Here is a 21,380-nt window from a genome sequence, read left to right on the forward strand (position 1 = left end):
TTGACCGCCATCCAGGCCCGCGACGTTTCCCTGACCTTCCAGACCGCCGACGGTCCCGTCCATGCGCTGAAGGATGTCACCCTTACCATCAACCCCGGCGATTTCGTCAGCTTCATCGGGCCTTCGGGCTGCGGCAAGACCACCTTCCTGCGGGCCATCGCCGCACTGGAGACGCCGACCGGCGGCGCGTTGTCCGTCAACGGCATGACGCCCGACGCGGCGCGCAGGGCACGGGCCTACGGCTATGTCTTCCAGGCGCCGGGGCTTTATCCCTGGCGGACGATCGCCGGCAACATCAGCCTGCCGCTGGAGATCATGGGCTTTTCCCGCGCCGACCGGGCGCAGCGGATCCAGCGGGTGCTGGAGCTGGTGGACCTGGCAGGCTTCGGGGGCAGGTATCCCTGGCAACTGTCGGGCGGGATGCAGCAGCGCGCCTCTATCGCCCGCGCTCTGGCCTTCGACGCCGACATCCTGCTGATGGACGAACCCTTCGGCGCCCTGGACGAAATCGTGCGCGACCGCCTGAACGAGGCGCTGCTGGATCTGTGGAAGAAGACCGGCAAGACCATCGGCTTCGTCACCCATTCGATCCCCGAGGCGGTGTATCTGTCCACCCGGATCGTCGTCATGTCGCCGCGCCCCGGCCGCATCACGCGGGTGATCGACAGCCCCCTGCCCCGCGACCGCCCGCTGGAAATCCGCGACACCCCCCAGTTCATCGCCCTGGCCCAGCAGGTCCGCGAAGGGCTGCGCGAGGGGCACAGCTATGACTGAGGCGGTGGCGCGCAGGAATGGCGGGATCAATCCCCGCCTGCAGAGCGTCCTGCCCATCCTGACCGTGCTGCTGGCGATCGTCGTGATCTGGTATCTGGCGGCCGTCTGGATGAACGCGCCCTGGGTGCGCGATCAGGCGGCGCGGGCCGAGGCGACCCTGACCGCGGGCGATCTGATCCGCCAGACCCTGACGCTGGAACGCCCGGTCCTGCCCGCGCCGCATCAGGTGGCCGCCGGGCTCTGGGACGGGATCGCGGGGCAGGCCGTCACCTCGCGCCGCAGCCTTGTCTGGCACGGCTGGGTCACGCTTTCGGCGACCCTGGCGGGGTTCGCCATCGGCACGGCGGCGGGGATCCTGCTGGCCGTGGGGATCGTGCATAACCGCGCCATGGACCAGTCGGTGATGCCCTGGGCGGTCGCCAGCCAGACGGTGCCGATCCTGGCCATCGCACCGATGGTGATCGTGGTGATGGCCAGCGCCGGGATCACCGGCCTGCTGCCCAAGGCGATCATCGCGGCCTGGCTGTCGTTCTTTCCGGTGCTGGTGGGCATGGTCAAGGGCCTTCGCACCCCCGATGCCATGCAGCTTGACCTGATGCACAGCTGGAACGCCAGCCGCAGCCAGCAGTTCTGGCGGCTGAGGCTGCCGAGTTCCCTGCCCTATCTGTTCGCCAGCCTCAAGGTGGCCATCGCCGCGGCCCTGGTGGGCACCATCGTCGGCGAACTTCCCGCCGGCGCCACGGCGGGGCTTGGCGCGCGGCTGCTCTCGGGCAGCTATTACGGGCAAACGGTGCAGATCTGGTCGGCGCTGTTCGCCGCGGCGATCCTGGCCGCCGTTCTGGTGATGCTGATCGGCGCGCTGGAACGCGTGACGCTGCGGCGCATGGGCCTCGCGCGATGAGCGCGCTGCCCATCCTTGACGTCTGGCTGGCGGCCATGGCGCTGAACGCCTGGCTGGCCCGCTTCGACACCCGGGCCACGCGGCTGGCGGTGGCGCTGATCTTCGGCGCCACGATCCTGCTGCTGTGGGAGATGATCGTGCGCCTCTACGCGGTGCCGGCGGTGATCCTGCCCGCCCCCAGCCGGATCGGCGCCAGCGTCACGGCGAACACGGCGATCCTGTGGACCGACTTCGTCCAGACGATCCTGAAGGGTGCCCTGACCGGCTGGCTGATCGGGGCGGGCGCCGCCATCGCCACCGCCATCGCCATCGACCGCAGCCCGTTCCTGCAACGCGGGCTGCTGCCCATCGGCAATTTCGTGGCAGCCCTGCCCATCGTCGGGATCGCACCCATTCTGGTGATGTGGTTCGGCTTCGACTGGCAGTCCAAGGCCGCCGTCGTCGTCGTCATGGTGTTCTTCCCGATCCTGGTGAACATGGTGGCGGGACTTGCCGCCACCGATCCCATGCAGCGCGATCTGATGGCCAGCTGGGCCGCGCCCTACGGCGCCAGCCTGTGGAAGATGCGCCTGCCCGCCGCCATGCCCTTCCTGTTCAACGGGCTGAAGATCACCACCACGCTGGCGCTGATCGGCGCCATCGTCGCGGAATTCTTCGGCAGCCCCACCCGGGGCATGGGCTTTCGCATCTCGACCGCCGTGGGGCGGCTGGATCTGCCGCTGGTCTGGGCCGAAATCCTTGTGGCGGCGATCGCCGGATCGCTGTTCTATGGCATCGTGGCGCTGATCGAGAAGAAGGTGACGTTCTGGCACCCGTCGCAGCGTCGTCAACGGGGCTGATGCCCCAAACACAGGAGAGGGAAGATGAAGACACTGATGCTGGGCACCGCAATCGCGCTGGCGGCGGGCGCCGCCGGCGCGCAGGATCTGACCCTGCAACTGAAATGGGTCACCCAGGCGCAGTTCGCGGGTTACTACGTCGCCAAGGACAAGGGCTTCTACGAGGAAGAGGGCCTGGACGTCACCATCCTGCCCGGCGGCCCGGACATCGCGCCCACGCAGGTGCTGGCCGGGGGCGGCGCGGACGTGATCGTCGAATGGATGCCTGCGGCACTGGCCGCCCGCGAAAAGGGCCTGCCGCTGGTCAACATCGCCCAGCCCTTCAAGGCCTCGGGCATGATGCTCACCTGCCTCAAGGAAAGCGGCATCAGCGACCCCAAGACCGACTTCAAGGGCAAGACCCTGGGCGTCTGGTTCTCGGGCAACGAATACCCCTTCCTCTCCTGGATGAGCCAGCTTGGCCTGTCCACCGAAGGCGGCCCGGACGGCGTCACCGTGCTCAAGCAGGGCTTCAACGTCGATCCGCTGCTGCAGAAGCAGGCAGCCTGCATCAGCACCATGACCTATAACGAATACGGCCAGGTGCTGGACGCCGGCATCGCCCCCGAGGATCTGGTGACCTTCAAATACGAGGATCAGGGCGTAGCCACCCTCGAGGACGGGCTCTATGTCCTCGAAAGCACGCTCGAGGACGAGGCCAAGGTTGCCGATCTGGCCAAGTTCGTGCGCGCCAGCATGAAGGGCTGGAAATACGCCGAGGAAAACCCCGAGGAAGCCGCCCAGATCGTGCTGGACAACGACGAGACCGGCGCCCAGACGCTGGATCATCAGCTGCGCATGGTCCAGGAAATCGGCAAGCTGACGGCGGGCAGCACCGGCGCCCTGGACGAGGCCGATTATCAGCGCACCGTGGACACGCTGATGGCCGGCGGCTCGGACCCGGTGATCTCGAAAGCGCCGGAAGGCGCCTTCACCCACGTCATCACCGAGGCGGCGCTGAACTGATCCATCTTCTGTGCGAAAATATCCTCGGGGGAATCCCGGAACGGGATGGGGGGCAGACGGCCCCCCTTCTTCCTGCCCTTGCGGCAACGCCTCCGGCGCGGCGGGACGGACCCCTTGACCCGCCCCACCCCCAGGCACAGCCTTGCCGACGACGCCCAGGGCATCGCCTTCGGCAGCTTCATGGCGGCGGTCGGCGTCGTGCTGCTGACGCATCTGGGCTTCGTGACGGGCCAGACGGCGGGCCTGGCGATCCTGATCTCCTACGAGACCGGCTGGCCCTTCGGACTGGTGTTCTTCGTCGTGAACCTGCCATTCTACTGGCTGGGCTGGAAGCGGTTCGGGCCGGTCTTCGTGGCGAAAAGCTTCGTGGCCGTGGCCCTCCTCTCGGCGCTGGCGATGATCCTTCCGGCCCATCTTCAGTTCGGACGGATCAGCCCCCTGGTGGGCGCGGTGCTGGTCGGATGCCTCAGCGGGGTCGGCCTGATCGCGCTGTTCCGGCACGGCGCCTCGCTGGGCGGCGTCGGAATCGTCGGCCTCTATGTCCAGGACGCCACCGGTTTCCGCGCCGGCTGGGTGCAACTGGCCTTCGACGCGGTGCTGTTCCTGGCGGCCCTGGCCCTGCGCGATCCCGTTACCGTGGGGTGGAGCTTCCTGGGCGCGGTGATCCTGAACCTGACCATCGCCGTCAACCACCGCAAGGACCGCTACATCGCCTGAGGGGACAGGGCTGCCTTGCGCACCTTCCCGGCCTGCCGCCTGCTCCAGACTGCCCGAAATGGTGGCAACGACCCGGGGACCAAGTTTTACCATTTGATAAAAAATCGTACCTGTGTCAGCCTGATTCGACCAACAGGAGAGAGCCAGGAGACGCAAATGTCCCAAGCCAGGCTGGCGCCCGGAGTCGTTCCCGGTCGCATTACCCCGCATGAACTGGCGGCCAATTTCGCCGATGTCGCCCCGCCCCTGACCCGGCACGAGGCGCGCGTGGCCGCCGACCGCTGCTATTTCTGCCACGACGCGCCATGCATCACGGCCTGCCCGACCAGCATCGACATCCCGCTGTTCATCCGCCAGATCGCCACCGGCACGCCGGACGCTGCGGCAATGACCATCTTTCACGCCAATATCCTGGGCGGCATGTGCGCCCGGGTCTGCCCGACCGAGAACCTCTGCGAAGGGGCCTGTGTCCGCATGGAGGCCGAGGGCGACCCGGTCGCCATCGGCGCCCTGCAGCGATACGCCACCGACGGGATGATGGCCCGGCAGGACCATCCGTTCCGTCGCGCCGCCCCCACCGGCAAGCGCATCGCGGTGGTCGGCGCGGGGCCGGCGGGGCTGGCCTGCGCGCACCGTCTGGCCGCCAAGGGCCATGACGTCACGATCTTCGAGGCCAGGCCCAAGCCCGGCGGGCTGAACGAATACGGCATCGCCAGCTACAAGGCCGTGGACGGCTTCGCCCAGGCCGAGGTGGACTGGATCCTGGGCATCGGCGGGATCGAATTGCGCCACGACCACAGCCTGGGCCGGGACATCACGCTGGAGGGGCTGCGGGCCGGTTACGACGCGGTGTTCCTGGGCATGGGCCTGGGCGGCGTCAACGCCCTGCGGACCGAGGGCGAGGAACGCGGCAACGTCCTGGACGCGGTCAGCTTCATCCGCGACCTGCGCCAGGCCAGCGACCTGACCACCCTGCCCATCGGCCGCGACGTGGTGGTAATCGGCGGCGGCATGACGGCGGTGGACGCCGCGGTGCAGGCGCGCCTGCTGGGGGCGGAAAACGTCACCATCGTCTATCGCCGCGACCAGTCGCAGATGGGCGCCAGCCGCCACGAACAGGACCACGCCACCCGCGCCGGGGTGCGCATCATCTGCAACGCCGTGCCTGTCAGGGTCCACGGCAACGGCACCGTGGTCGAGGTCGAGTTCGCCTATACCGAAGCGGATCCCGATGGCGGGCTGCACCTGACCGACGACCGCTTCCGGCTGAAGGCCGACCAGCTGTTCCGCGCCATCGGCCAGCGGCTGGAGGGCGTGCCGGACGGCCTGTTGCTGGACGGCGGCAAGATCGGCGTGGCCGGCCCCGGCCGCACCAGCATCCCCGGCGTCTGGGCCGGGGGCGACTGCGCCGCCGGCGGCGACGATCTGACCGTCACAGCCGTCGCGGAAGGCCGCGACGCCGCCGAAGACATCGATGCCCACCTGACCGGACGCCCGGTCGAGATTCCCGGCTGAGGAGATCCATCATGGCCGACCTGCGCAGCAATTTCGTCGGAATCAAGTCCCCCAACCCCTTCTGGCTGGCCTCGGCCCCGCCCACGGACAAGGAATACAACGTCCGCCGCGCCTTCCAGGCCGGCTGGGGCGGCGTGGTGTGGAAGACCCTGGGCGCCGAAGGCCCGCCCGTCGTCAACGTCAACGGTCCCCGCTACGGCGTCATCCACGGCCCTGACCGCCGCGTGCTGGGCATCAACAACATCGAGCTGATCACCGACCGCCCGCTGGAGGTGAACCTGCGCGAGATCAAGTCGGTCAAGCGCGACTATCCCGACCGCGCCCTGGTGATCTCGCTGATGGTGCCCTGCGACGAACAGTCCTGGCGCGACATCCTGGCCCGTATCGAGGATACCGGCGCCGACGGCGTCGAACTGAACTTCGGCTGCCCGCACGGCATGTCCGAACGCGGCATGGGCAGCGCCGTGGGCCAGGTGCCGGAATACATCGAGATGGTCACCCGCTGGGTCAAGCAGTACTCGCGCATGCCCTGCATCGTGAAGCTGACGCCAAACATCACCGATGTCCGCAAGCCGGCCGAGGCCGCGATGCGCGGCGGCGCGGATGCCGTCAGCCTCATCAACACGATCAACTCGATCACCTCGGTCGATCTGGACCTGTTCGCCCCCGAGCCCACCATCGACGGCAAGGGCGCGCATGGCGGCTATTGCGGCCCGGCGGTCAAGCCCATCGCCCTGAACATGGTGGCCGAGATCGCCCGCAACCCTGCCACCTACGGCCTGCCCATCAGCGGCATCGGCGGCGTGACGACCTGGCGCGACGCGGCCGAGTTCATGGCCCTGGGCGCGGGCACGGTGCAGGTCTGCACCGCGGCGATGACCTATGGCTTCAAGATCGTGCAAGAGATGATCTCGGGCCTGCGCGACTATCTGGACAGCCGCGACATGGCCATGTCCGACCTGATCGGGCGGGCGGTGCCGAACGTCACCGACTGGAACCAGCTGAACCTGAACTATGTCACCAAGGCCCGCATCGACCAGGATCTGTGCATCAAGTGCGGCCGCTGCTACGCCGCCTGCGAAGACACGTCCCACCAGGCGATCGCCATGAAGCCCGGCCGCGTCTTCGAGGTGATCGAGGAGGAATGCGTCGCCTGCAACCTGTGCCTGGACGTCTGCCCGGTCGAGAACTGCATCGACATGCGCGAACTGGCCGTGGGCGAGATGGACCTGCGCACCGGCCTGCCCCGCGGCCCCTATGCCAACTGGACCACGCACCCCAACAACCCAATGGCGGCCAAGGCGGCGGAATGACCGGTGGTCGGGGCGAGAAGATTCGAACTTCCGGCCTACGGTACCCAAAACCGTCGCGCTACCAGGCTGCGCTACGCCCCGACGCGTTCCGTTTAGCGGATCGCGTCGGGCTGTAAAAGCCCTAGCGGCAGGGCAGCACCGCCAAATCCTGATCCAGGCGGGGATGGGCCATGGCATCGCCGACGGCCAGTCCCAGACGCCGGGCCTCGCCCCCGCCGACCTCCAGGATCATCTGGCGTTCGGGGGCGGGATCGCCGATGGCAGCACCCGGGATGGGCGTTTCGTCCAGCGGCGTCGCCCGGGGATGGATGTGGCGGATCACGCCGGCCGCGTCCATGAAGATCAGATCCAGCGTGATATAGGTGTTGCGCATCCAGAAGCTGACGGGCCGCGGCGTGTCATAGACGAACAGCATCCCGGTTCCCCGCGGCAGGGACTGGCGGAACATCAGGCCCTGCGCCCGCTCGGCCTCGTCGTCGGCCAGTTCGACACTGACCGAGACCTGGCCGCCATCGGTCTGGAAGATCGCCTGGTCCGGACTGCAGGCCACCTGGGCGGCGCAAGGCAGGGCCAGGGCGGCGGACAGAAGAAGGGCCGCCGCCGGGGCCGCCTTACTCGGCGACATGCGCCATGAAGTCCTTGACCTCCTGCGCCTGGTCGCCCAGGTGGTCGGCGCCCAGTGACCGGCATCCCTGTTCGGTGCCGCGGTCCCAGCTGGTGACCTGCGCCGCCATCAGGCCGCGCGGCCCCTCGATGACGCGGATGCCGATCGCCTCGCCGATCGAGAGGTCCGCAAAGCCGGAATGGCGCAGCACCTCGACATGCAGGAAGACGTCGTCGGGATGACCGAAGATGTTGGCGAAGCCGAAACCCTTGGTCTTGTCGAACCACTTCACGCGGGCCGGCCGCAGCGGCAGCGTCTCGAGATGTTCGATCACGCCGTTGTCCAGATCCGCGATGGGCGCCGATCCGTCCGATACCGGCGGTTCGATCGACACCACCTCGGTCGCCTGCAGTCCGCGCGCGGTCGGCTGCATCCAGACCGTCACCCGCGACTGGTCGGCCACCGAGCTGCGTCCGAAGTTCCTCAGGACGTTGGCGTGCAGCAGGATGTCCGCGCCGCCTTCCTCGTTCAGGATGAAGCCATAGCCTCTGGACGGGTCAAACCACTTGACCAGTCCCGTCACCAGCTTCAGCCCCTTCTCATCCGTCATCTCTGCACCACATGCGCTCAGCGCGTCTTGTCCTGACCCGAGTCCAACTCACCACACCGTTCATTCCATACGCCGTCATGCGGTCGTGATCGCGGGAGACCGACGCAAAAAAAACACGCGCCTGTCATCATGGTCAGCCACCGGAACCTTTTCGTCAAGGCCTAGGGTGAGAGCCGCCGCACACTCCATGCACCACTGGCCTCTTTGTCCCAGCGAAATCGGTCGTGCAACCGGAAAGCGCCATCGGCCCAGAATTCGATCTGCCTGGGGGCGATCCGGAAACCGCCCCAGAAGGGCGGCCTGGGCGGGTTCGTGCCGTGGCGCAGGCCTTGGCGCGCGGCCTCGGCCAGCAGGGCCGCGCGGCTTTCCAGGGGCTGCGACTGCCGCGAGGCCCAGGCGCCGATCCGGCTTTGCAGCGCACGGCTGGCGTAATAGGCATCGGCCTTCGGCCCCTCGACCCGGACCACATCGCCCCGCACGCGGATCTGGCGGCGCAGCGATTTCCAGTGCATCACGAAGGCGGCCTTGCCGGTCGCGGCGATCTGCCGGCCCTTGGCGCTTTCGTAGTTGGTATAGAACACGAAGCCGCCGTCCGGCCCCTGGCCCTCGATCTCTTTCAGCAGGACCATGCGCGCATCGGGCATCCCCTGTCCGTCCACCGTCGCCAGGGCGATGGCGTTGGGATCGTTCGGCTCGGTCGTCTCGGCCTCGGCCAGCCAACGTCTTGCAATCTCGAACGGGTCGTCGCCCGCAAACACGCCGTCACGATCCGTCATGGTGCCTTCCTTGCGCTTGATGCCAGGGGCCCTTTGGCCTAAGCACCTGTCACAAAGGGTTGAAAGCGCGAGAGGCCGCACATGTCAAGCGAGCAGAAGCAGGGATTGATGGCTGGCAAGCGCGGCCTTGTCATGGGACTGGCGAACGACAAGTCGATCGCCTGGGGCATCGCCCGCGCGGTGGCGAACGAAGGCGCCGAGCTTGCCTTCTCGTACCAGGGCGAGGCGCTGAAGAAGCGGGTCGATCCGCTGGCCGCGCAGCTGGGATCCTCGCTGGTGCTGCCCTGCGACGTCAGCCACGAAGACTCGATCGACGCGCTGTTCCAGGCCCTGCGCGACCAGTGGGGCAGCCTCGATTTCGTCGTCCACGCCATCGGCTTTTCCGACAAGGATCAGCTGCGCGGCCGCTATGCCGACACCACGCGCGACAACTTCCTGATGACGATGGACATTTCGGTCTATTCCTTCACCGCCGTCGCGCGCCGGGCGGCGGCGATGATGCCGAACGGGGGTAGCCTTCTGACGCTGACCTATTACGGCGCCGAACGGGTGATGCCGCATTACAACGTGATGGGGGTGGCCAAGGCCGCGCTTGAAGCCAGCGTCCGCTACCTGGCCGAGGATCTGGGCAAGGACGGCATCCGCGTGAACGCGATAAGCGCCGGCCCGATCAAGACGCTGGCGGCCAGCGGCATCGGCGACTTCCGCTACATCATGAAGTGGAACGAACTGAACTCGCCCCTGCGGCGAAATGTCACGACCGAGGATGTGGGCAATTCGGCGCTGTACCTGCTGTCGCGCCTGGGCGCGGGCGTGACGGGCGAGACGCACCACGTCGATGCGGGCTATCACGTGGTCGGCATGAAGGCGGTGGATGCGCCCGACATCGCGACGGTCAAGAAGGACTGACGCACCGCGATGACGGTCACGCTGGATCAGCTGGCCCTGTTCGCGGGCGTGCTGGCGGTGGCGATCCTGTCGCCTGGCCCCGGCGTGATCGCCGTCAGCCAAAGCGCCTTCGCCTTGGGCCGCCGGCGCGCGCTGCCCTATGGCTGGGGCCTGGCGGTGGGGGCATCGCTGTGGTGCATCTTCGCGCTGCTGGGCCTGACGGTGATCTTCCGCACGCTGCCCTGGACCTATGTCGCGCTGAAGATCGGCGGCGGCGCCTATCTGCTGTGGATCGCCTTCAAGATGTGGAAACACGCCCCGGACCCGCTGCCCGACCCGGCGGAAAGCCGCCGGGGGACGGGCTTTCTGGGCGGAATGATGCTGAACCTGTCGAACCCCAAGCCGGCGCTGTTCTATTCGGCGGTGCTGCTGTCGGTCTTTCCGGTGCTGCTGGGCGCCTGGGACAAGCTGGCCATCTATGCCACGGCGGTTTCCATCGAACTGGCCTTCTATACGGCGCTGGCCTCGCTGATGGCCTTGCCCTGGCTGCGCCGCAGGTATTATGCCGCGAAGTTCTGGATCGACCGCGCCGCAGGTCTGGCCATCGGCCTGCTGGGCCTGTCGCTGATCCTGCGCCACTGAGAAAGGACCGCCATGATCGACCGCCTTCCCCACGAAAAGGGGTTCCACGTCAGTTGGGACCAGTTGCACCGCGACGCCCGCGCGCTTGCCTGGCGCCTGGACGGAACCGACTGGCGCGCGGTCGTGGCCGTCACCCGCGGCGGCCTTGTGCCGGCGATGATCGTGGCGCGCGAACTGGACATCAGGACCATCGATTCCATCTCGATCCGGTCCTACAAGGGCGTCGGCGCCGAGGCGGGCCAGGGCAAGCTCGAGGTGCTGAACAAGCCCGATCCGGCGCTGATGGGCGACGGCGACGGCATCCTGGTCATCGACGACCTGGTGGATTCTGGTCGCACGCTGGAACTGATCCGCGAGATGTATCCCAAGGCCCATTTCGGCACCGTCTATGCCAAGCCCAAGGGCAAGCCGATGGTCCAGACCTATGTGACCGAGGTCAGCCAGGACACCTGGATCTTCTTTCCCTGGGACATGGCGCTGCAATACGTCCAGCCCTATCGCGGCGAGGATTGAGGCCGGCCCCGGCCGAGATCAGCGGCGGGCAGCCGGAACCCGGAGGCCCACTGGGCATTGTCTTCTCAATCGCGCGGCGTTCGCCCTGCGCGGCATATCAGGAGGAAGACATGCGCAACTTGATGCTCAGCACCGCTCTCGTGCTGCCGTTGATGATGGGCCAGGCCTTTGCCCAGGACACCACCACGACGCCTGCCCCGGCGGATCCGGCCACCGACACCACGATGGGCACGGATGCCGCCCCCGCGGCGGAAGCCTCGGCCGAGGAGGATGCGGAAGCCGCCGAAGGCGCTGACCTCGCCGCCAGCGGCAAGGTCGAACAGCAGCAGGCCGAGAACGAACTGCGGATCGACTGGATCACCGATACGACCGTCAGCTCGCCGGATGGCAATGCGATCGGCGACATCAACGACGTGATCGTCGATGCCGAAGCGGGCACCCTGAAGGCGGCGGTGATCGGCGTGGGCGGCTTCCTGGGCATCGGCGAAAAGCAGATCGCGGTTCCCTGGGACCAGCTGCAGATCAACTATGACGCCCAGCAGATCACCAGCGAACTGACGCAGGAAGAAGCCGAGGCCGCACCCGAATACGTCTATCGCGAGCAGGAAGCGGCCCCTGGCGCGATGGACGCCGCGGGCGGGACCGAAGGCGGCACGGCTGAAGGCGGCATGGCCGAAGATGGCATGGCCGAAGATGGCGCCATGACCGCGACCCCGGATCTCGGCCGCGACCATGGGCACCGATCCGGCCGCCTCGACCACCGCGACGCAGACGCCGATGACGGGCACCGATTCGGCTACCACGCCGACGGCCGAGCCGATGGACCAGCCTGCCGGCGGCGCCGCGGCCCCGGCCACCATGCCCGCCGATTCGGGCGCGATGGAGCCTGAGAGCGACACCGAGGCCGAACCGGCGACTGGCGCTGCGCCTGCGACCAACTGATCCTTCGCACCACGCCAAGACCGGCCCCCTTCGTGGGGGCCGTTTCCGTGTCAGTTGCCGCGCACGAAACGCGCCGCGCCTTCGGCGGCGCGTTGCAGGGCGCGGCTCTTGTTCACGGTCTCCATGAACTCGGATTCCGGGTCGCTGTCATAGACGACGCCGCCGCCGGCCTGGATATACAGCGCGCCGTCCTTCAGGACGCCGGTGCGCAGGGCGATGCACATGTCCATCTCGCCATTGGCGGCGAAATACCCGACCGCGCCCCCATAGACGCCGCGCTTCTCGGGTTCCAGCTCGTCGATGATCTCCATCGCGCGGACCTTCGGCGCGCCAGAAACCGTGCCCGCCGGAAGCCCCGCCAGCAGCGCCGACAAGGCATCCTCGCCCTCGCGCAGTTCGCCCATCACGTTGCTGACGATGTGCATGACGTGGCTGTAGCGTTCGATCACGAACCGTTCGGTCGGGCGGACGGTGCCGGGCTTGGCCACGCGGCCCACGTCGTTGCGGCCCAGGTCCAGCAGCATCAGGTGTTCGGCCAGTTCCTTCTGGTCCCCCAGCAGGTCCGCTTCAAGGGCGCGGTCCTGGGCCTCGTCGGCGCCGCGCGGCCGTGTGCCCGCGATGGGGCGGATCGTCACTTCGCCGTCGCGCAGGCGCACCAGGATCTCGGGCGAGGCGCCGACGATCTGGAAGCCGCCCAGGTTCAGGAAGAACATGAACGGGGACGGGTTGGTGCGGCGCAGGCTGCGATACAGCGCGAAGGGCGGCAGCGGGAAATCCATCCGCCAGCGTTGGCTGGGGACCACCTGGAAGATGTCGCCCGCGCGGATATAGTCCTTGGCCCTCTCCACGGCCGCCAGGTATTCAGCCTTCGAGAAGTTCGATACCGGTTCGCCGATGCGGGCGTCGTGGCCCAGCGCGCGCGGCTCGGACGGCTGACGGTCCAGAGAGCGCAGCGCGTCCATGACCCGTTCCGCTGCCTGGGCATAGGCGGCGCGGGCGTTGCCCGACCCGTCGTGCCAGGCCGGGGCACACAGCGTCACCTCTCCCTTCACGCCGTCGAGGACCGCGACCACCGACGGACGCATCAGCATCGCGTCGGGCAGATCCAGCGGATCGGGGTTCACGTTCGGCAGGCGTTCGACCAGGCGGATCATGTCATAGCCCAGATAGCCGAACAGCCCCGCCGCAACCGGAGGGACGCCTTCGGGCATCGCCTCGATCCGGCTTTCGGCGATCAGCGCCCGCAGGCTGTCAAGCGCGGGCCGGGGGTCGGGCTGGAAGTCGTCGGAAAAGCGCGCCTGCCGGTTGATGCGCGCCTGGCCGTCCCGGCAGTCCCAGATCAGGTCGGGCTTCATGCCGACGATGGAATAGCGGCCGCGGATCTCTCCTCCGGTCACGGATTCCAGCATGAAGGACATGGGCGCGGCCTCGGCCAGCTTCAGCATCAGGCTGACGGGCGTGTCCAGATCCGCGGCCAGGCGGATGGTGACAAGCTGGTTCTGGCCGGCGTTCCAGGCCGCCTCGAAGGCGGCGAAGTCGGGCGTCAGGTCCATCACTGGACCTGCGCGTTGATGGCATTGATCGCGGACTGGTCCAGACGGATCCCCGCCTCGCGCTGCACGGCGCGGGCGTAATAGTCGAAGACGTCGGACTGCAGCGACTGCGCCAGCCGGTCGCCGACCGCGTCGGCGATGCGCTGCGCGTCCTCGCCCGCCAGATCGGCGTCGTGGATGGCGTCAAGGCGCAGCAGGATCACGCGGTTGTCGGCGTCCACGATCTCGATGTCGCCGGGCTCGGTCATGGCGAAGGCGCGCGCCACCGCATCGGCCGGGGCGCCCTCGATCCAGCCGTCGCGAGTGATGTCGCGCACCTCGGTCCACTGCGGCGCGACCTGGCCTGTGGGCGCGGCATCGTTCAGGCGCTGCTCCTCGGCAAGCGCAAGAAGCTGACGATGCGTCTCGGCGCGCCGCCAGTCGGCCTCGACCTCGTCGCGGATCTCCTCGAAGGGGCGCAGCGTGGGGGGCACGACCTCGTCCAGGCGCAGGGCGAACACGCCGCCGTCGTCCAGGCCGACCAGTTCGGGGAAATCCGCCTCGGAGGCCTGGGCGGCCCGGTCGCGGAAGGCCTGATAGCCGGCGATGCTGCCTTCCTCGGGGGTGGCGTCGCGGGACCAGTCGATGGTGCCAAGCTGCATCTCGGTCTCGTCGGCGATCTGTTCCAGCGTCGCACCGCCGGCCAGAAGATCCTCGTATTCGGGGATCCGGTCCTCGATCATGCGCGCCGCGCGGTCCAGGGCGGCCTCGGCCTGCAGATCCTGGCGGGCCTGCTCGAACGGCACGTTCACCGGCTCGAGGATGGCATGGACCGAAAACAGCGCGGGGCCCAGGTCGGTCTGCAGCGGCCCGACGACGCCCGGCTGTTCCAGCGCGAAGACCGCCTCGCCGGCCGCGCCCAGATCCTCTTGCGAAACCTCGCCCAGTTCGGCGTCCTCGGGCTGCAGGCCACGCTGCAGCACGAAGGCCTCGAAGGGCGCGGTGCCCGCGTCGATCTGCGCCTTGGCGGCCTCGGCCTCCTCGGCCGAGGGGAAGACCAGGCGGCTGACCAGGCGACGCTCGGGGCGCTGATACTCGTCGATGTTGGCCTCGTAGGCGGCGCGCAGCGCGGCCTCGTCCAGTTCGACCTCGGGCGCCAGGATTTCCGGCGTCAGCCAGGCATAGGTGATCCTGCGCAGTTCGGGCGCGGTAAAGCGGTCCGCGTTCGCGCTGTGCCAGGCCCGCAGGGTCTCCTCGTCGGGTTCGGCCAGGGGCGCGGGCAGCATGTCCGGGGTCAGTTCGCGCCAGGCCAAGTCGCGCCGCTCGAGGATCCACTGGGCGGTGGTCTCGACCGCGGCCTCGGGCGCGCTGACGCCGCCGGCCACGGCCCGCTGGATCAGCAGGCGGGCCTCGTCGGTGCGAACCTCCCGCTCGAACTCGGCCTCGGTCAGGTTCTCGCGGCGCAACACCTCGGCGTAGGCGGCGCGATCGAAGCTGCCGGTCGGGCCGCGGAAGGCGGGCGCGTCCAGGATCGCCTGGCGCACCCGGTCGTCCCCTACGCTCACGCCGATGCGGCGGGCCTGCTCCTCGAGCGCGGCGGCGGTGACAAGCTGGGACTGCACGGCCTGCGGCAGGCCGATGGCTTGGGCCTGGGCCATGCTGATCGGCTGGCCGGTCTGCTGCTGATAGGCGTTCAGCTGGTTGCGAAGCGCGCGGGCGTAATCGTCGGCGGTGATGGTCGTGTCGCCCACCGACCCGATCGAGGTCGAGCCCCCCGAAAAGCTGGTGACGCCAAAGCCGCCAAGCCCCAGGACCATCAGGCCCATCAGCACCCAGACGATCGTCGATTTCCCGTGTGTCCGCAGGTTCTTCATGGCCCGGCGCTTCCCCTTCTGGTGTCGGAGCCGTCTTTAGGACGGGCGCGGCCCTGCCACAAGCCTGTCAGGCGGAAAGCCCGGCAAGCCTCTCGGCCAGTTGAGCGATCCGGGGCCTGTCGATGTTGGCGAAGGCGATCCGCAGGTGGCGCGCGCCCGCCGGATCGCCGGCGGGCATGAACATGCTGCCGGGCAGCGCCAGCACCCCGGCATCCGCCACCATCCGCCGCGCCAGTTCGGTCGAGCCTTCCGCCAGCGGATGCTCTACCCAGACGAAATAGGCGCCGGCGCTTTTGACGCGCCAGCCCGGCAGGCCGCTCAGCGCCGCCACCGTCGCGTCGCGGCGCGCCAGGATCTCGGCCCGTTCGGCGGCCAGCCAGCCGTCCAGGTTCCCCATCCCCCACAGCGCCCCGGTCTGGCCCAGTTGCGGCGGGCAGATCGCCACGGTGTCCAGGAACTTCTCGACCTGCGCCAGCCGCTGGGCCGAGCCGATCAGCGCCCCCACCCGGTGCCCGGTCAGCCGGTAGGCCTTGGAAAAGCTGTAAAGCTGGATCACGGTCCGGTCCCAGCCGGGCCGCGCCAGCAGGTCATGGGGCGGCCCGTCGCGGCTGTCGAAGTCGCGGTAGGTTTCGTCCAGGATCAGCGCGATGCCCCGCGCCTGCGCCAGATCGAAGAAGCGCCCCACCAGGTCCGCCGGGTATTCCGCCCCCGAGGGGTTGTTGGGCGTCACCAGCACGATCGCGCGGGTGCGCGGGCCGATCAGGCGGGCGGCATGGTCCGGTCCGGGCAGCAGGCCGTCGCCGCATGGCAGGGGCACGGTGGCGATGCCCTGCATGTCCAGCCACATCTTGTGATTGAAATACCAGGGCGCCGGCAGGATGACCTGATCGCCGGCCCCGGCCAGGGTCGCCACGGCGGCGCAGAAGGCCTGGTTGCAGCCCTGGGTGATCGCCACCTGACCGGGATCCACCGCGCCGCCATAGGCGCGGGAAAACCGCGCGGCCACCGCCGCGCGCAGATCCGGGTTGCCCAGCACCGGGCCGTAAAGATGCGCGTCCGGCCGGTTCAGCGCCGCCTCGGCCATGACCTGCCGCAGCGCCAGCGGCGGAGGATCGACAGGCGCGGCCTGGCTGACATTGATCAGCGGGCGGTCCGGGGGAAAGGTCACGCCCGCCAGCCAGCGGCGCGCCTCCATCACCGGGGGGCGGCGGTCGCCGCGAAGGCGGGGTTCAGGATCGGACGCTCAATCACGGCTCAGCCCCTGAAGATCCGACAGGTCGGGTGGCAGCGACAGATCCAGCCCCGGCGCCGCTTGTGCTGCCGGCAGATCCCGCGGCATCGCCGGCGCGGCGTCCGGCCCCTGCGGCATCGCCCGGCCCGGCAGGGTCGGAACGTCGGGCTGGGCCAGAACCGCCGGGCGGTCAAGCTGCGGGGCATCCTCGCCCGTCGCCGGGACGGCCTGGGTCGGCCCGTCCTGTTCGCCCCCGGGCTGAGGGCGGGGTTCGGGCAGGGCAATCGCCACCGGCTCGGGCTCCGCAGAGGGGGCCGGCGCCGCCGGTGCCTGGGGCTGCGCGCGGGGCTCCGATGCCAAGGGCGCCGGCAGGCTGGGCGCCACGTCGCCGCCCCGCCCGAATTCGGACCCCGAAGGAAGATCGACCGCCCCGGCGACAGGGACGGCGGCGACGGGGGCAGCAGCGACGGGGGCAGCGGCGACGGGCGCCGGATCGGCTGGCGCGGCGGGCTGCCGGGGCTGCGGCGCGGCCAGCGGCGCCGGTTCGGCCGGGGCGGGTTCAGACGGGGCGGGTTCGGCGTCCGGCGCGGGCCGCGACAGGGGCGTGGCAAGCGACAGGATAGCAAGGGCCGCGGCGCCGACCGCGCCGCCATGCAGAAGACCTGTCCAGAAACCGCGTGCCATCTGTCCCTTCTTGCCGCTGCCGGTCTTGACCCTCCGGCGCGCTTCGGCCCATCTATAGCGGACCCGCCAAGGCGGGGAAACCGCCACCATGTCAAGGCGCCCAGCATGATCCTTCTGATCGACAACTACGACAGCTTCACCTGGAACCTCGTGCATTACCTGGCCGAGGCCGGGGCCGAGGTCGTGGTGCGCCGCAACGACGCGCTGACGGTCGATGACGCCCTGGCGATGCAGCCCGACGGCATCGTGATCTCACCGGGTCCCTGCGACCCAGCGCAGGCGGGGATCTGCCTTGACCTGATCCGGGCCGCGGCGGATCGGGCGGTTCCGCTGTTCGGCGTCTGCCTGGGCCATCAGGCCATCGGCGAGGCCTTCGGCGGCAAGGTGGTGCGCGCGAACCGCATCATGCACGGCAAGACCGACGCGATCAGCCATGACGGCACCGGGGTTTTCGCGGGACTTCCCTCGCCCCTGACGGCCACGCGCTATCATTCGCTGACGGTGCAGCCGGAAAGCCTGCCCAACTGCCTGCGCGTCAGCGCCACCTCGGACGACGGCACCATCATGGGCCTGATCCACGAGGCGCTTCCCATCGAAGGCGTGCAGTTCCACCCCGAATCCATCGCCTCGGAACACGGGCACGAGATGATCCGCACCTTCCTGGCCCGCTGCACCCCGGGGAAGGCCGCGGCATGACCACCGACATCCGCCCGCTGATCGGCATCGCCGCCACCCGGCCCCTGACCCTGGACGAAGCCGAAGCGGCCTTTTCGGCGCTGTTCGACGGGGCGGCGACGCCCGCCCAGATCGGCGGGCTGCTGATGGCGCTGCGCGTGCGCGGCGAGACGGTGGACGAGATCGCGGCCGCCGCCCGCACCATGCGCGACCGCATGAACCGCATCATCGCCCCCGACGACGCCATGGACATCGTCGGCACCGGCGGGGACGGCAAGGGCACGCTCAACATCTCGACCGCGACGGCCTTCGTGGTGGCGGGCGCGGGCGTGCCGGTGGCCAAGCACGGCAACCGTAACCTGACCTCGAAATCCGGCGCCGCGGACGCGCTGACGGCCATGGGGATCAACGTGATGAACGGCCCGCCCGTGTCCCAGCGGGCGATCCAGGAAGCCGGCATCTGCTTCATGATGGCCACCATGCATCATCCCGCGATGCGCCATGTCGGACCGACCCGAGCGGAACTGGGGACGCGGACCATCTTCAACCTGCTGGGCCCGCTGACGAACCCCGCCTTGGCCAGGCGGCAGCTGACCGGGGCCTTCAGCGCCGACTGGATCCGCCCCATGGCCGAGGTTCTGCGGGATCTGGGCAGCGAGGCGGCCTGGCTGGTCCACGGCGCCGACGGCACCGACGAGATCAGCATCGCCGGCGAAACTCGCGTCGCGGCGCTGAAGGACGGCGCCATCACCGAGTTCACCGTCACCCCCGAGGATGCGGGCCTGCCCCGCCACCCGTTCGAGGCCATCGTCGGTGGCGAGCCCGGCGACAACGCCGCGGCCTTCCGCGCCCTTCTGGCGGGCGAACCGGGCGCCTATCGCGACGCGGTGCTGCTGAACGCCGCCGCCGCGCTGCTGATCGCCGGCAAGGCGGCCGACCTGCGCGAGGGCGCGGCCCTGGCCGCGCGGTCCATCGACAGCGGCGCGGCCGCGGATCGCCTGGACCGGCTGGCGCGGATCACCGGCGCGCCCGAGACATGAAGCCGCCGAAGGCCTGGGAACACCTGCCCTTCTTCCGCGAGGACTGGCCGGCGATCCGCGAGCGGCTGGAAGGGCTGGACGACTGGCTGCCCGGTCCCGCCCTGGTTTTCGCCGCGCTGGAAGCGACCCCGCCCGAACGGGTGCGCGTGGTGATCCTGGGCCAGGATCCCTATCCGACCCCCGGCCAGGCCAACGGGCTGGCCTTCTCGGTCGCGCCGCAGGTGGCCCTGCCGCGGTCGCTGAAGAACATCTTCGCGGAACTGCGCGACGACATCGGCGCGGCCCCCGCCACGGGCGACCTGTCCGGCTGGGCGCGCCAGGGGGTGCTGCTGCTGAACACCTCGCTGTCGGTGCCGCCCGGGGATGCGGGGCGCCATGCCTCCTGGGGCTGGGACAGGCTGGCCCGCGATGCGGTGACAGACGCGCAGAGCCACGGGCCTCTGGCCTTCCTGCTGTGGGGCGCGCACGCGCAGAAGGCCGTCGCGGGCCTGCCGCGTCCGCAGGATCTGGTGATCGCGACGGCCCATCCCTCGCCCTTGTCCGCGCGGCGGGGCTTCTTCGGCAGCAGGCCGTTTTCCCGGATCAATGCCTGGCTGGTGGCGCAGGGACGGCCGCCGGTGGACTGGGCTTCCTGATCAGTCCTGCCCCGATCAGTCCTGTGCCTCGGGCGCGCTCAGCGCCTCGAATCCCGCCTTCTGCCGGTCGGTCCACAGCAGGTGCAGCGTCAGGCCGCCCTCGCCCGGCTCCTCGCGCTGGACGACGCCGGCCTCGTGCAGCCAGGCGCGGCGGCGGCCGTCCGAGAAGGGCAAGATCACCGTCGCCTCCGCCTTGGGCTCGTCCAGGGTTTCGGTCAGATGCGCGTCGATGGCGGCGATCAGGTCGTCCAGCCCCTCGCCGGTCAGGGCGCTGACGGCCTGGATCCCCTGGGTCCGCGCGTCGGTCCGGCGCAGCGCGGCGCGGGTGTCCTCGGACAGGGCGTCGATCTTGTTCCAGACCTCGATCAGGGCCACGTCCTCATCGACCCCCAGGCTTTCGAGGATCTCGGCCACGTCGGCGGCCTGTTCCTCGGTTTCGGGGTGGCTGATGTCGCGGACGTGCAGGATCAGGTCGGCCTCCAGCACCTCCTCCAGGGTGGCGCGGAAGGCGGCGACCAGTTCGGTGGGCAGGTCGCTGATGAAGCCCACGGTGTCCGACAGGATGATCTTGCGCCCCTGCCCCCCCGCGCCCGGCAGGCGGATGGCGCGCATGGTCGGGTCCAGGGTGGCGAACAGCATGTCCTTGGCCAGAACCTCGGCCCCGGTGAGACGGTTGAACAGCGTCGATTTGCCAGCGTTGGTATAGCCCACAAGCGCCACGATGGGATAGGGCACCCTGGCGCGCGCGGCGCGGTGCAGGGTGCGGGTCTTGACCACCCGTTCAAGCTGGCGGCGCAGGCGGGTCATCTGTTCGTCGATGGCGCGGCGGTCGGCCTCGATCTGGGTCTCGCCCGGACCGCCCACGAAGCCAAGGCCACCGCGCTGCCGTTCCAGGTGGGTCCAGGCGCGCACCAGCCGGGTGCGCTGATAGGACAGCGCCGCCAGCTCCACCTGCAGCACGCCTTCGCGCGTGCGGGCGCGGTCGGCGAAGATTTCCAGGATCAGCCCGGTCCGGTCCAGAAGCTTGACGCCCCAGTCCTTTTCCAGGTTGCGCTGCTGGACGGGCGACACCGGCCCGTCGATCAGCACCAGATCGACCTCGGCCGCCTTCAGGCGCTGGCCGATCTCGGCCAGCTTGCCCTTGCCGAACAGGCGGCCGGGATCGGGCTTGCGCAGGCGCGCGACCTCGTCGCCCACGATCTCGAGGCCCGGCAGCGCATGGGCCAGGGCCACGGCCTCGGCCAGGGCATGTTCGGGCTGGCGGCGCTGGGTGCGGCTGGCCAGGTCCGGGTGGATCACGTAGGCGCGGGTCGGCCGGGCTTCGGTGGCGGTGGGTTCAGCCAATCAGTCCTCGCCTTCGTACAGCGAAATGGGCTGTCCCGGCATGATCGTGCTGATGGCGTGCTTGTAGACCAGTTGCGATTGGCCGTCGCGGCGAAGCAGCACGCAGAAATTGTCGAACCAGGTGATGACGCCCTGCAACTTGACGCCGTTGATCAGGAAGATCGTGACGGGCACCTTCGCCTTGCGGACGTGATTGAGGAACGCGTCCTGCAGGTTCTGCTTGTCGCCAGCCATCTTGTTTCCGTTTTTGAACTGTCCCTGTCGGATTTTACATCTAGGCCGTTGACGGGACGCTTGCAAGCGCGTCGCACACGAAAGCGTTACGG

The 21,380-nt window shown here is 69.1% G+C and carries 22 protein-coding genes, 1 tRNA gene and 1 pseudogene; 14 read left to right on the forward strand and 10 right to left on the reverse strand.

The window, feature by feature from the left end; all coding sequences use genetic code 11:
• From ACZ1HC_RS12430 to preA, 7 genes are all read left to right on the forward strand, one after another.
• Positions 1-774, forward strand: coding sequence for an ABC transporter ATP-binding protein (locus ACZ1HC_RS12430; protein ID WP_472700261.1), 774 nt, complete (start codon positions 1-3; stop codon positions 772-774).
• 37 nt (positions 775-811) lie between these two features.
• Positions 812-1,675, forward strand: coding sequence for an ABC transporter permease (locus ACZ1HC_RS12435; RefSeq protein ID WP_472700837.1), 864 nt, complete (start codon positions 812-814; stop codon positions 1,673-1,675).
• A 35-nt stretch (positions 1,676-1,710) separates the two neighbouring features.
• On the forward strand, positions 1,711-2,514 hold the full coding sequence (locus ACZ1HC_RS12440; protein WP_472700838.1) for an ABC transporter permease: 804 nt from the start codon (positions 1,711-1,713) through the stop codon (positions 2,512-2,514).
• 24 nt (positions 2,515-2,538) lie between these two features.
• Positions 2,539-3,519 (forward strand): ABC transporter substrate-binding protein, encoded by a 981-nt coding sequence (locus ACZ1HC_RS12445; protein WP_472700262.1) that lies wholly within the window; start codon positions 2,539-2,541, stop codon positions 3,517-3,519.
• A 114-nt stretch (positions 3,520-3,633) separates the two neighbouring features.
• Positions 3,634-4,236 carry a YitT family protein gene (locus ACZ1HC_RS12450; protein ID WP_472700263.1) on the forward strand — a complete coding sequence of 201 codons (603 nt, stop codon included), beginning with the start codon at positions 3,634-3,636 and terminating at the stop codon, positions 4,234-4,236.
• Between the two features lie 156 nt (positions 4,237-4,392).
• Positions 4,393-5,751: an NAD(P)-dependent oxidoreductase gene (locus ACZ1HC_RS12455; protein ID WP_472700264.1), complete on the forward strand. Its 1,359-nt coding sequence runs from the start codon at positions 4,393-4,395 to the stop codon at positions 5,749-5,751.
• A gap of 11 nt (positions 5,752-5,762) precedes the next feature.
• Positions 5,763-7,064 carry an NAD-dependent dihydropyrimidine dehydrogenase subunit PreA gene (preA, locus tag ACZ1HC_RS12460; protein ID WP_472700265.1) on the forward strand — a complete coding sequence of 434 codons (1,302 nt, stop codon included), beginning with the start codon at positions 5,763-5,765 and terminating at the stop codon, positions 7,062-7,064.
• Between the two features lie 4 nt (positions 7,065-7,068).
• Here preA and ACZ1HC_RS12465 read toward each other — a convergent pair.
• The 4 genes from ACZ1HC_RS12465 to pdxH all read right to left on the reverse strand — a co-directional run bounded on the left by ACZ1HC_RS12465 (position 7,069) and on the right by pdxH (position 9,054).
• Positions 7,069-7,145, reverse strand: a tRNA-Pro gene (locus ACZ1HC_RS12465).
• A 40-nt stretch (positions 7,146-7,185) separates the two neighbouring features.
• Positions 7,186-7,689 (reverse strand): DUF192 domain-containing protein, encoded by a 504-nt coding sequence (locus ACZ1HC_RS12470; RefSeq protein WP_472700266.1) that lies wholly within the window; start codon positions 7,687-7,689, stop codon positions 7,186-7,188.
• Positions 7,676-8,278 carry a cold-shock protein gene (locus tag ACZ1HC_RS12475; RefSeq protein ID WP_472700267.1) on the reverse strand — a complete coding sequence of 201 codons (603 nt, stop codon included), beginning with the start codon at positions 8,276-8,278 and terminating at the stop codon, positions 7,676-7,678. The genes ACZ1HC_RS12470 and ACZ1HC_RS12475 overlap by 14 nt, the downstream gene beginning before the upstream one ends.
• Positions 8,279-8,439: 161 nt before the next feature.
• Positions 8,440-9,054, reverse strand: a complete 615-nt coding sequence (pdxH, locus tag ACZ1HC_RS12480) for a pyridoxamine 5'-phosphate oxidase (protein WP_472700268.1) — start codon at positions 9,052-9,054, stop codon at positions 8,440-8,442.
• A gap of 81 nt (positions 9,055-9,135) precedes the next feature.
• Between pdxH and fabI the strand changes: the two genes are divergently transcribed.
• The 4 genes from fabI (at position 9,136) to ACZ1HC_RS12500 (ending at position 11,987) form a co-directional block, all read left to right on the forward strand.
• Positions 9,136-9,963, forward strand: a complete 828-nt coding sequence (gene fabI / locus ACZ1HC_RS12485; RefSeq protein WP_472700269.1) for an enoyl-ACP reductase FabI — start codon at positions 9,136-9,138, stop codon at positions 9,961-9,963.
• Between the two features lie 9 nt (positions 9,964-9,972).
• Positions 9,973-10,584, forward strand: a complete 612-nt coding sequence (locus ACZ1HC_RS12490; protein WP_472700270.1) for a LysE family translocator — start codon at positions 9,973-9,975, stop codon at positions 10,582-10,584.
• Positions 10,585-10,596: 12 nt separating this feature from the next.
• On the forward strand, positions 10,597-11,097 hold the full coding sequence (gene gpt / locus ACZ1HC_RS12495; RefSeq protein WP_472700271.1) for a xanthine phosphoribosyltransferase: 501 nt from the start codon (positions 10,597-10,599) through the stop codon (positions 11,095-11,097).
• 110 nt (positions 11,098-11,207) lie between these two features.
• On the forward strand, positions 11,208-11,987 hold the full coding sequence (locus ACZ1HC_RS12500) for a PRC-barrel domain-containing protein (protein WP_472700272.1): 780 nt from the start codon (positions 11,208-11,210) through the stop codon (positions 11,985-11,987).
• Between the two features lie 102 nt (positions 11,988-12,089).
• Here ACZ1HC_RS12500 and trpE read toward each other — a convergent pair whose 3' ends face one another.
• From trpE to ACZ1HC_RS12520, 4 genes and pseudogenes are all read right to left on the reverse strand, one after another.
• Complete coding sequence (gene trpE / locus ACZ1HC_RS12505) at positions 12,090-13,592, reverse strand: anthranilate synthase component I (RefSeq protein WP_472700273.1); 1,503 nt, start codon at positions 13,590-13,592, stop codon at positions 12,090-12,092.
• Positions 13,592-15,445 carry a peptidylprolyl isomerase gene (locus ACZ1HC_RS12510; protein WP_472700274.1) on the reverse strand — a complete coding sequence of 618 codons (1,854 nt, stop codon included), beginning with the start codon at positions 15,443-15,445 and terminating at the stop codon, positions 13,592-13,594. Before ACZ1HC_RS12510 ends, trpE begins: the two co-directional genes overlap by 1 nt.
• A 67-nt stretch (positions 15,446-15,512) precedes the next feature.
• Positions 15,513-16,681, reverse strand: a pseudogene (locus tag ACZ1HC_RS12515) (aminotransferase).
• A 7-nt stretch (positions 16,682-16,688) separates the two neighbouring features.
• The gene (locus tag ACZ1HC_RS12520) at positions 16,689-17,360 is read right to left on the reverse strand and encodes a hypothetical protein (RefSeq protein WP_472700275.1); all 672 of its coding nucleotides are present in this window, start codon (positions 17,358-17,360) and stop codon (positions 16,689-16,691) included.
• A gap of 105 nt (positions 17,361-17,465) precedes the next feature.
• Here ACZ1HC_RS12520 and ACZ1HC_RS12525 point away from each other — a divergent pair, with 105 nt between their 5' ends.
• From ACZ1HC_RS12525 to ACZ1HC_RS12535, 3 genes are read left to right on the forward strand one after another with little or no spacing between them, the layout of a single operon-like run.
• The gene (locus ACZ1HC_RS12525; RefSeq protein WP_472700276.1) at positions 17,466-18,056 is read left to right on the forward strand and encodes an anthranilate synthase component II; all 591 of its coding nucleotides are present in this window, start codon (positions 17,466-17,468) and stop codon (positions 18,054-18,056) included.
• Complete coding sequence (trpD, locus tag ACZ1HC_RS12530; RefSeq protein ID WP_472700277.1) at positions 18,053-19,075, forward strand: anthranilate phosphoribosyltransferase; 1,023 nt, start codon at positions 18,053-18,055, stop codon at positions 19,073-19,075. Before ACZ1HC_RS12525 ends, trpD begins: the two co-directional genes overlap by 4 nt.
• Positions 19,072-19,710, forward strand: coding sequence for a uracil-DNA glycosylase (locus ACZ1HC_RS12535; RefSeq protein WP_472700278.1), 639 nt, complete (start codon positions 19,072-19,074; stop codon positions 19,708-19,710). Before trpD ends, ACZ1HC_RS12535 begins: the two co-directional genes overlap by 4 nt.
• A 15-nt stretch (positions 19,711-19,725) precedes the next feature.
• Here the strand turns inward: ACZ1HC_RS12535 and hflX are convergent, their stop codons facing one another.
• Together hflX and hfq are read right to left on the reverse strand one after the other, a co-directional pair.
• Positions 19,726-21,054 carry a GTPase HflX gene (gene hflX, locus ACZ1HC_RS12540; protein ID WP_472700279.1) on the reverse strand — a complete coding sequence of 443 codons (1,329 nt, stop codon included), beginning with the start codon at positions 21,052-21,054 and terminating at the stop codon, positions 19,726-19,728.
• Positions 21,055-21,288 (reverse strand): RNA chaperone Hfq, encoded by a 234-nt coding sequence (hfq, locus tag ACZ1HC_RS12545; protein WP_020949330.1) that lies wholly within the window; start codon positions 21,286-21,288, stop codon positions 21,055-21,057.
• Positions 21,289-21,380 lie beyond the last annotated feature (92 nt).

Source organism: Paracoccus sp. BR5-17 (assembly GCF_055693925.1).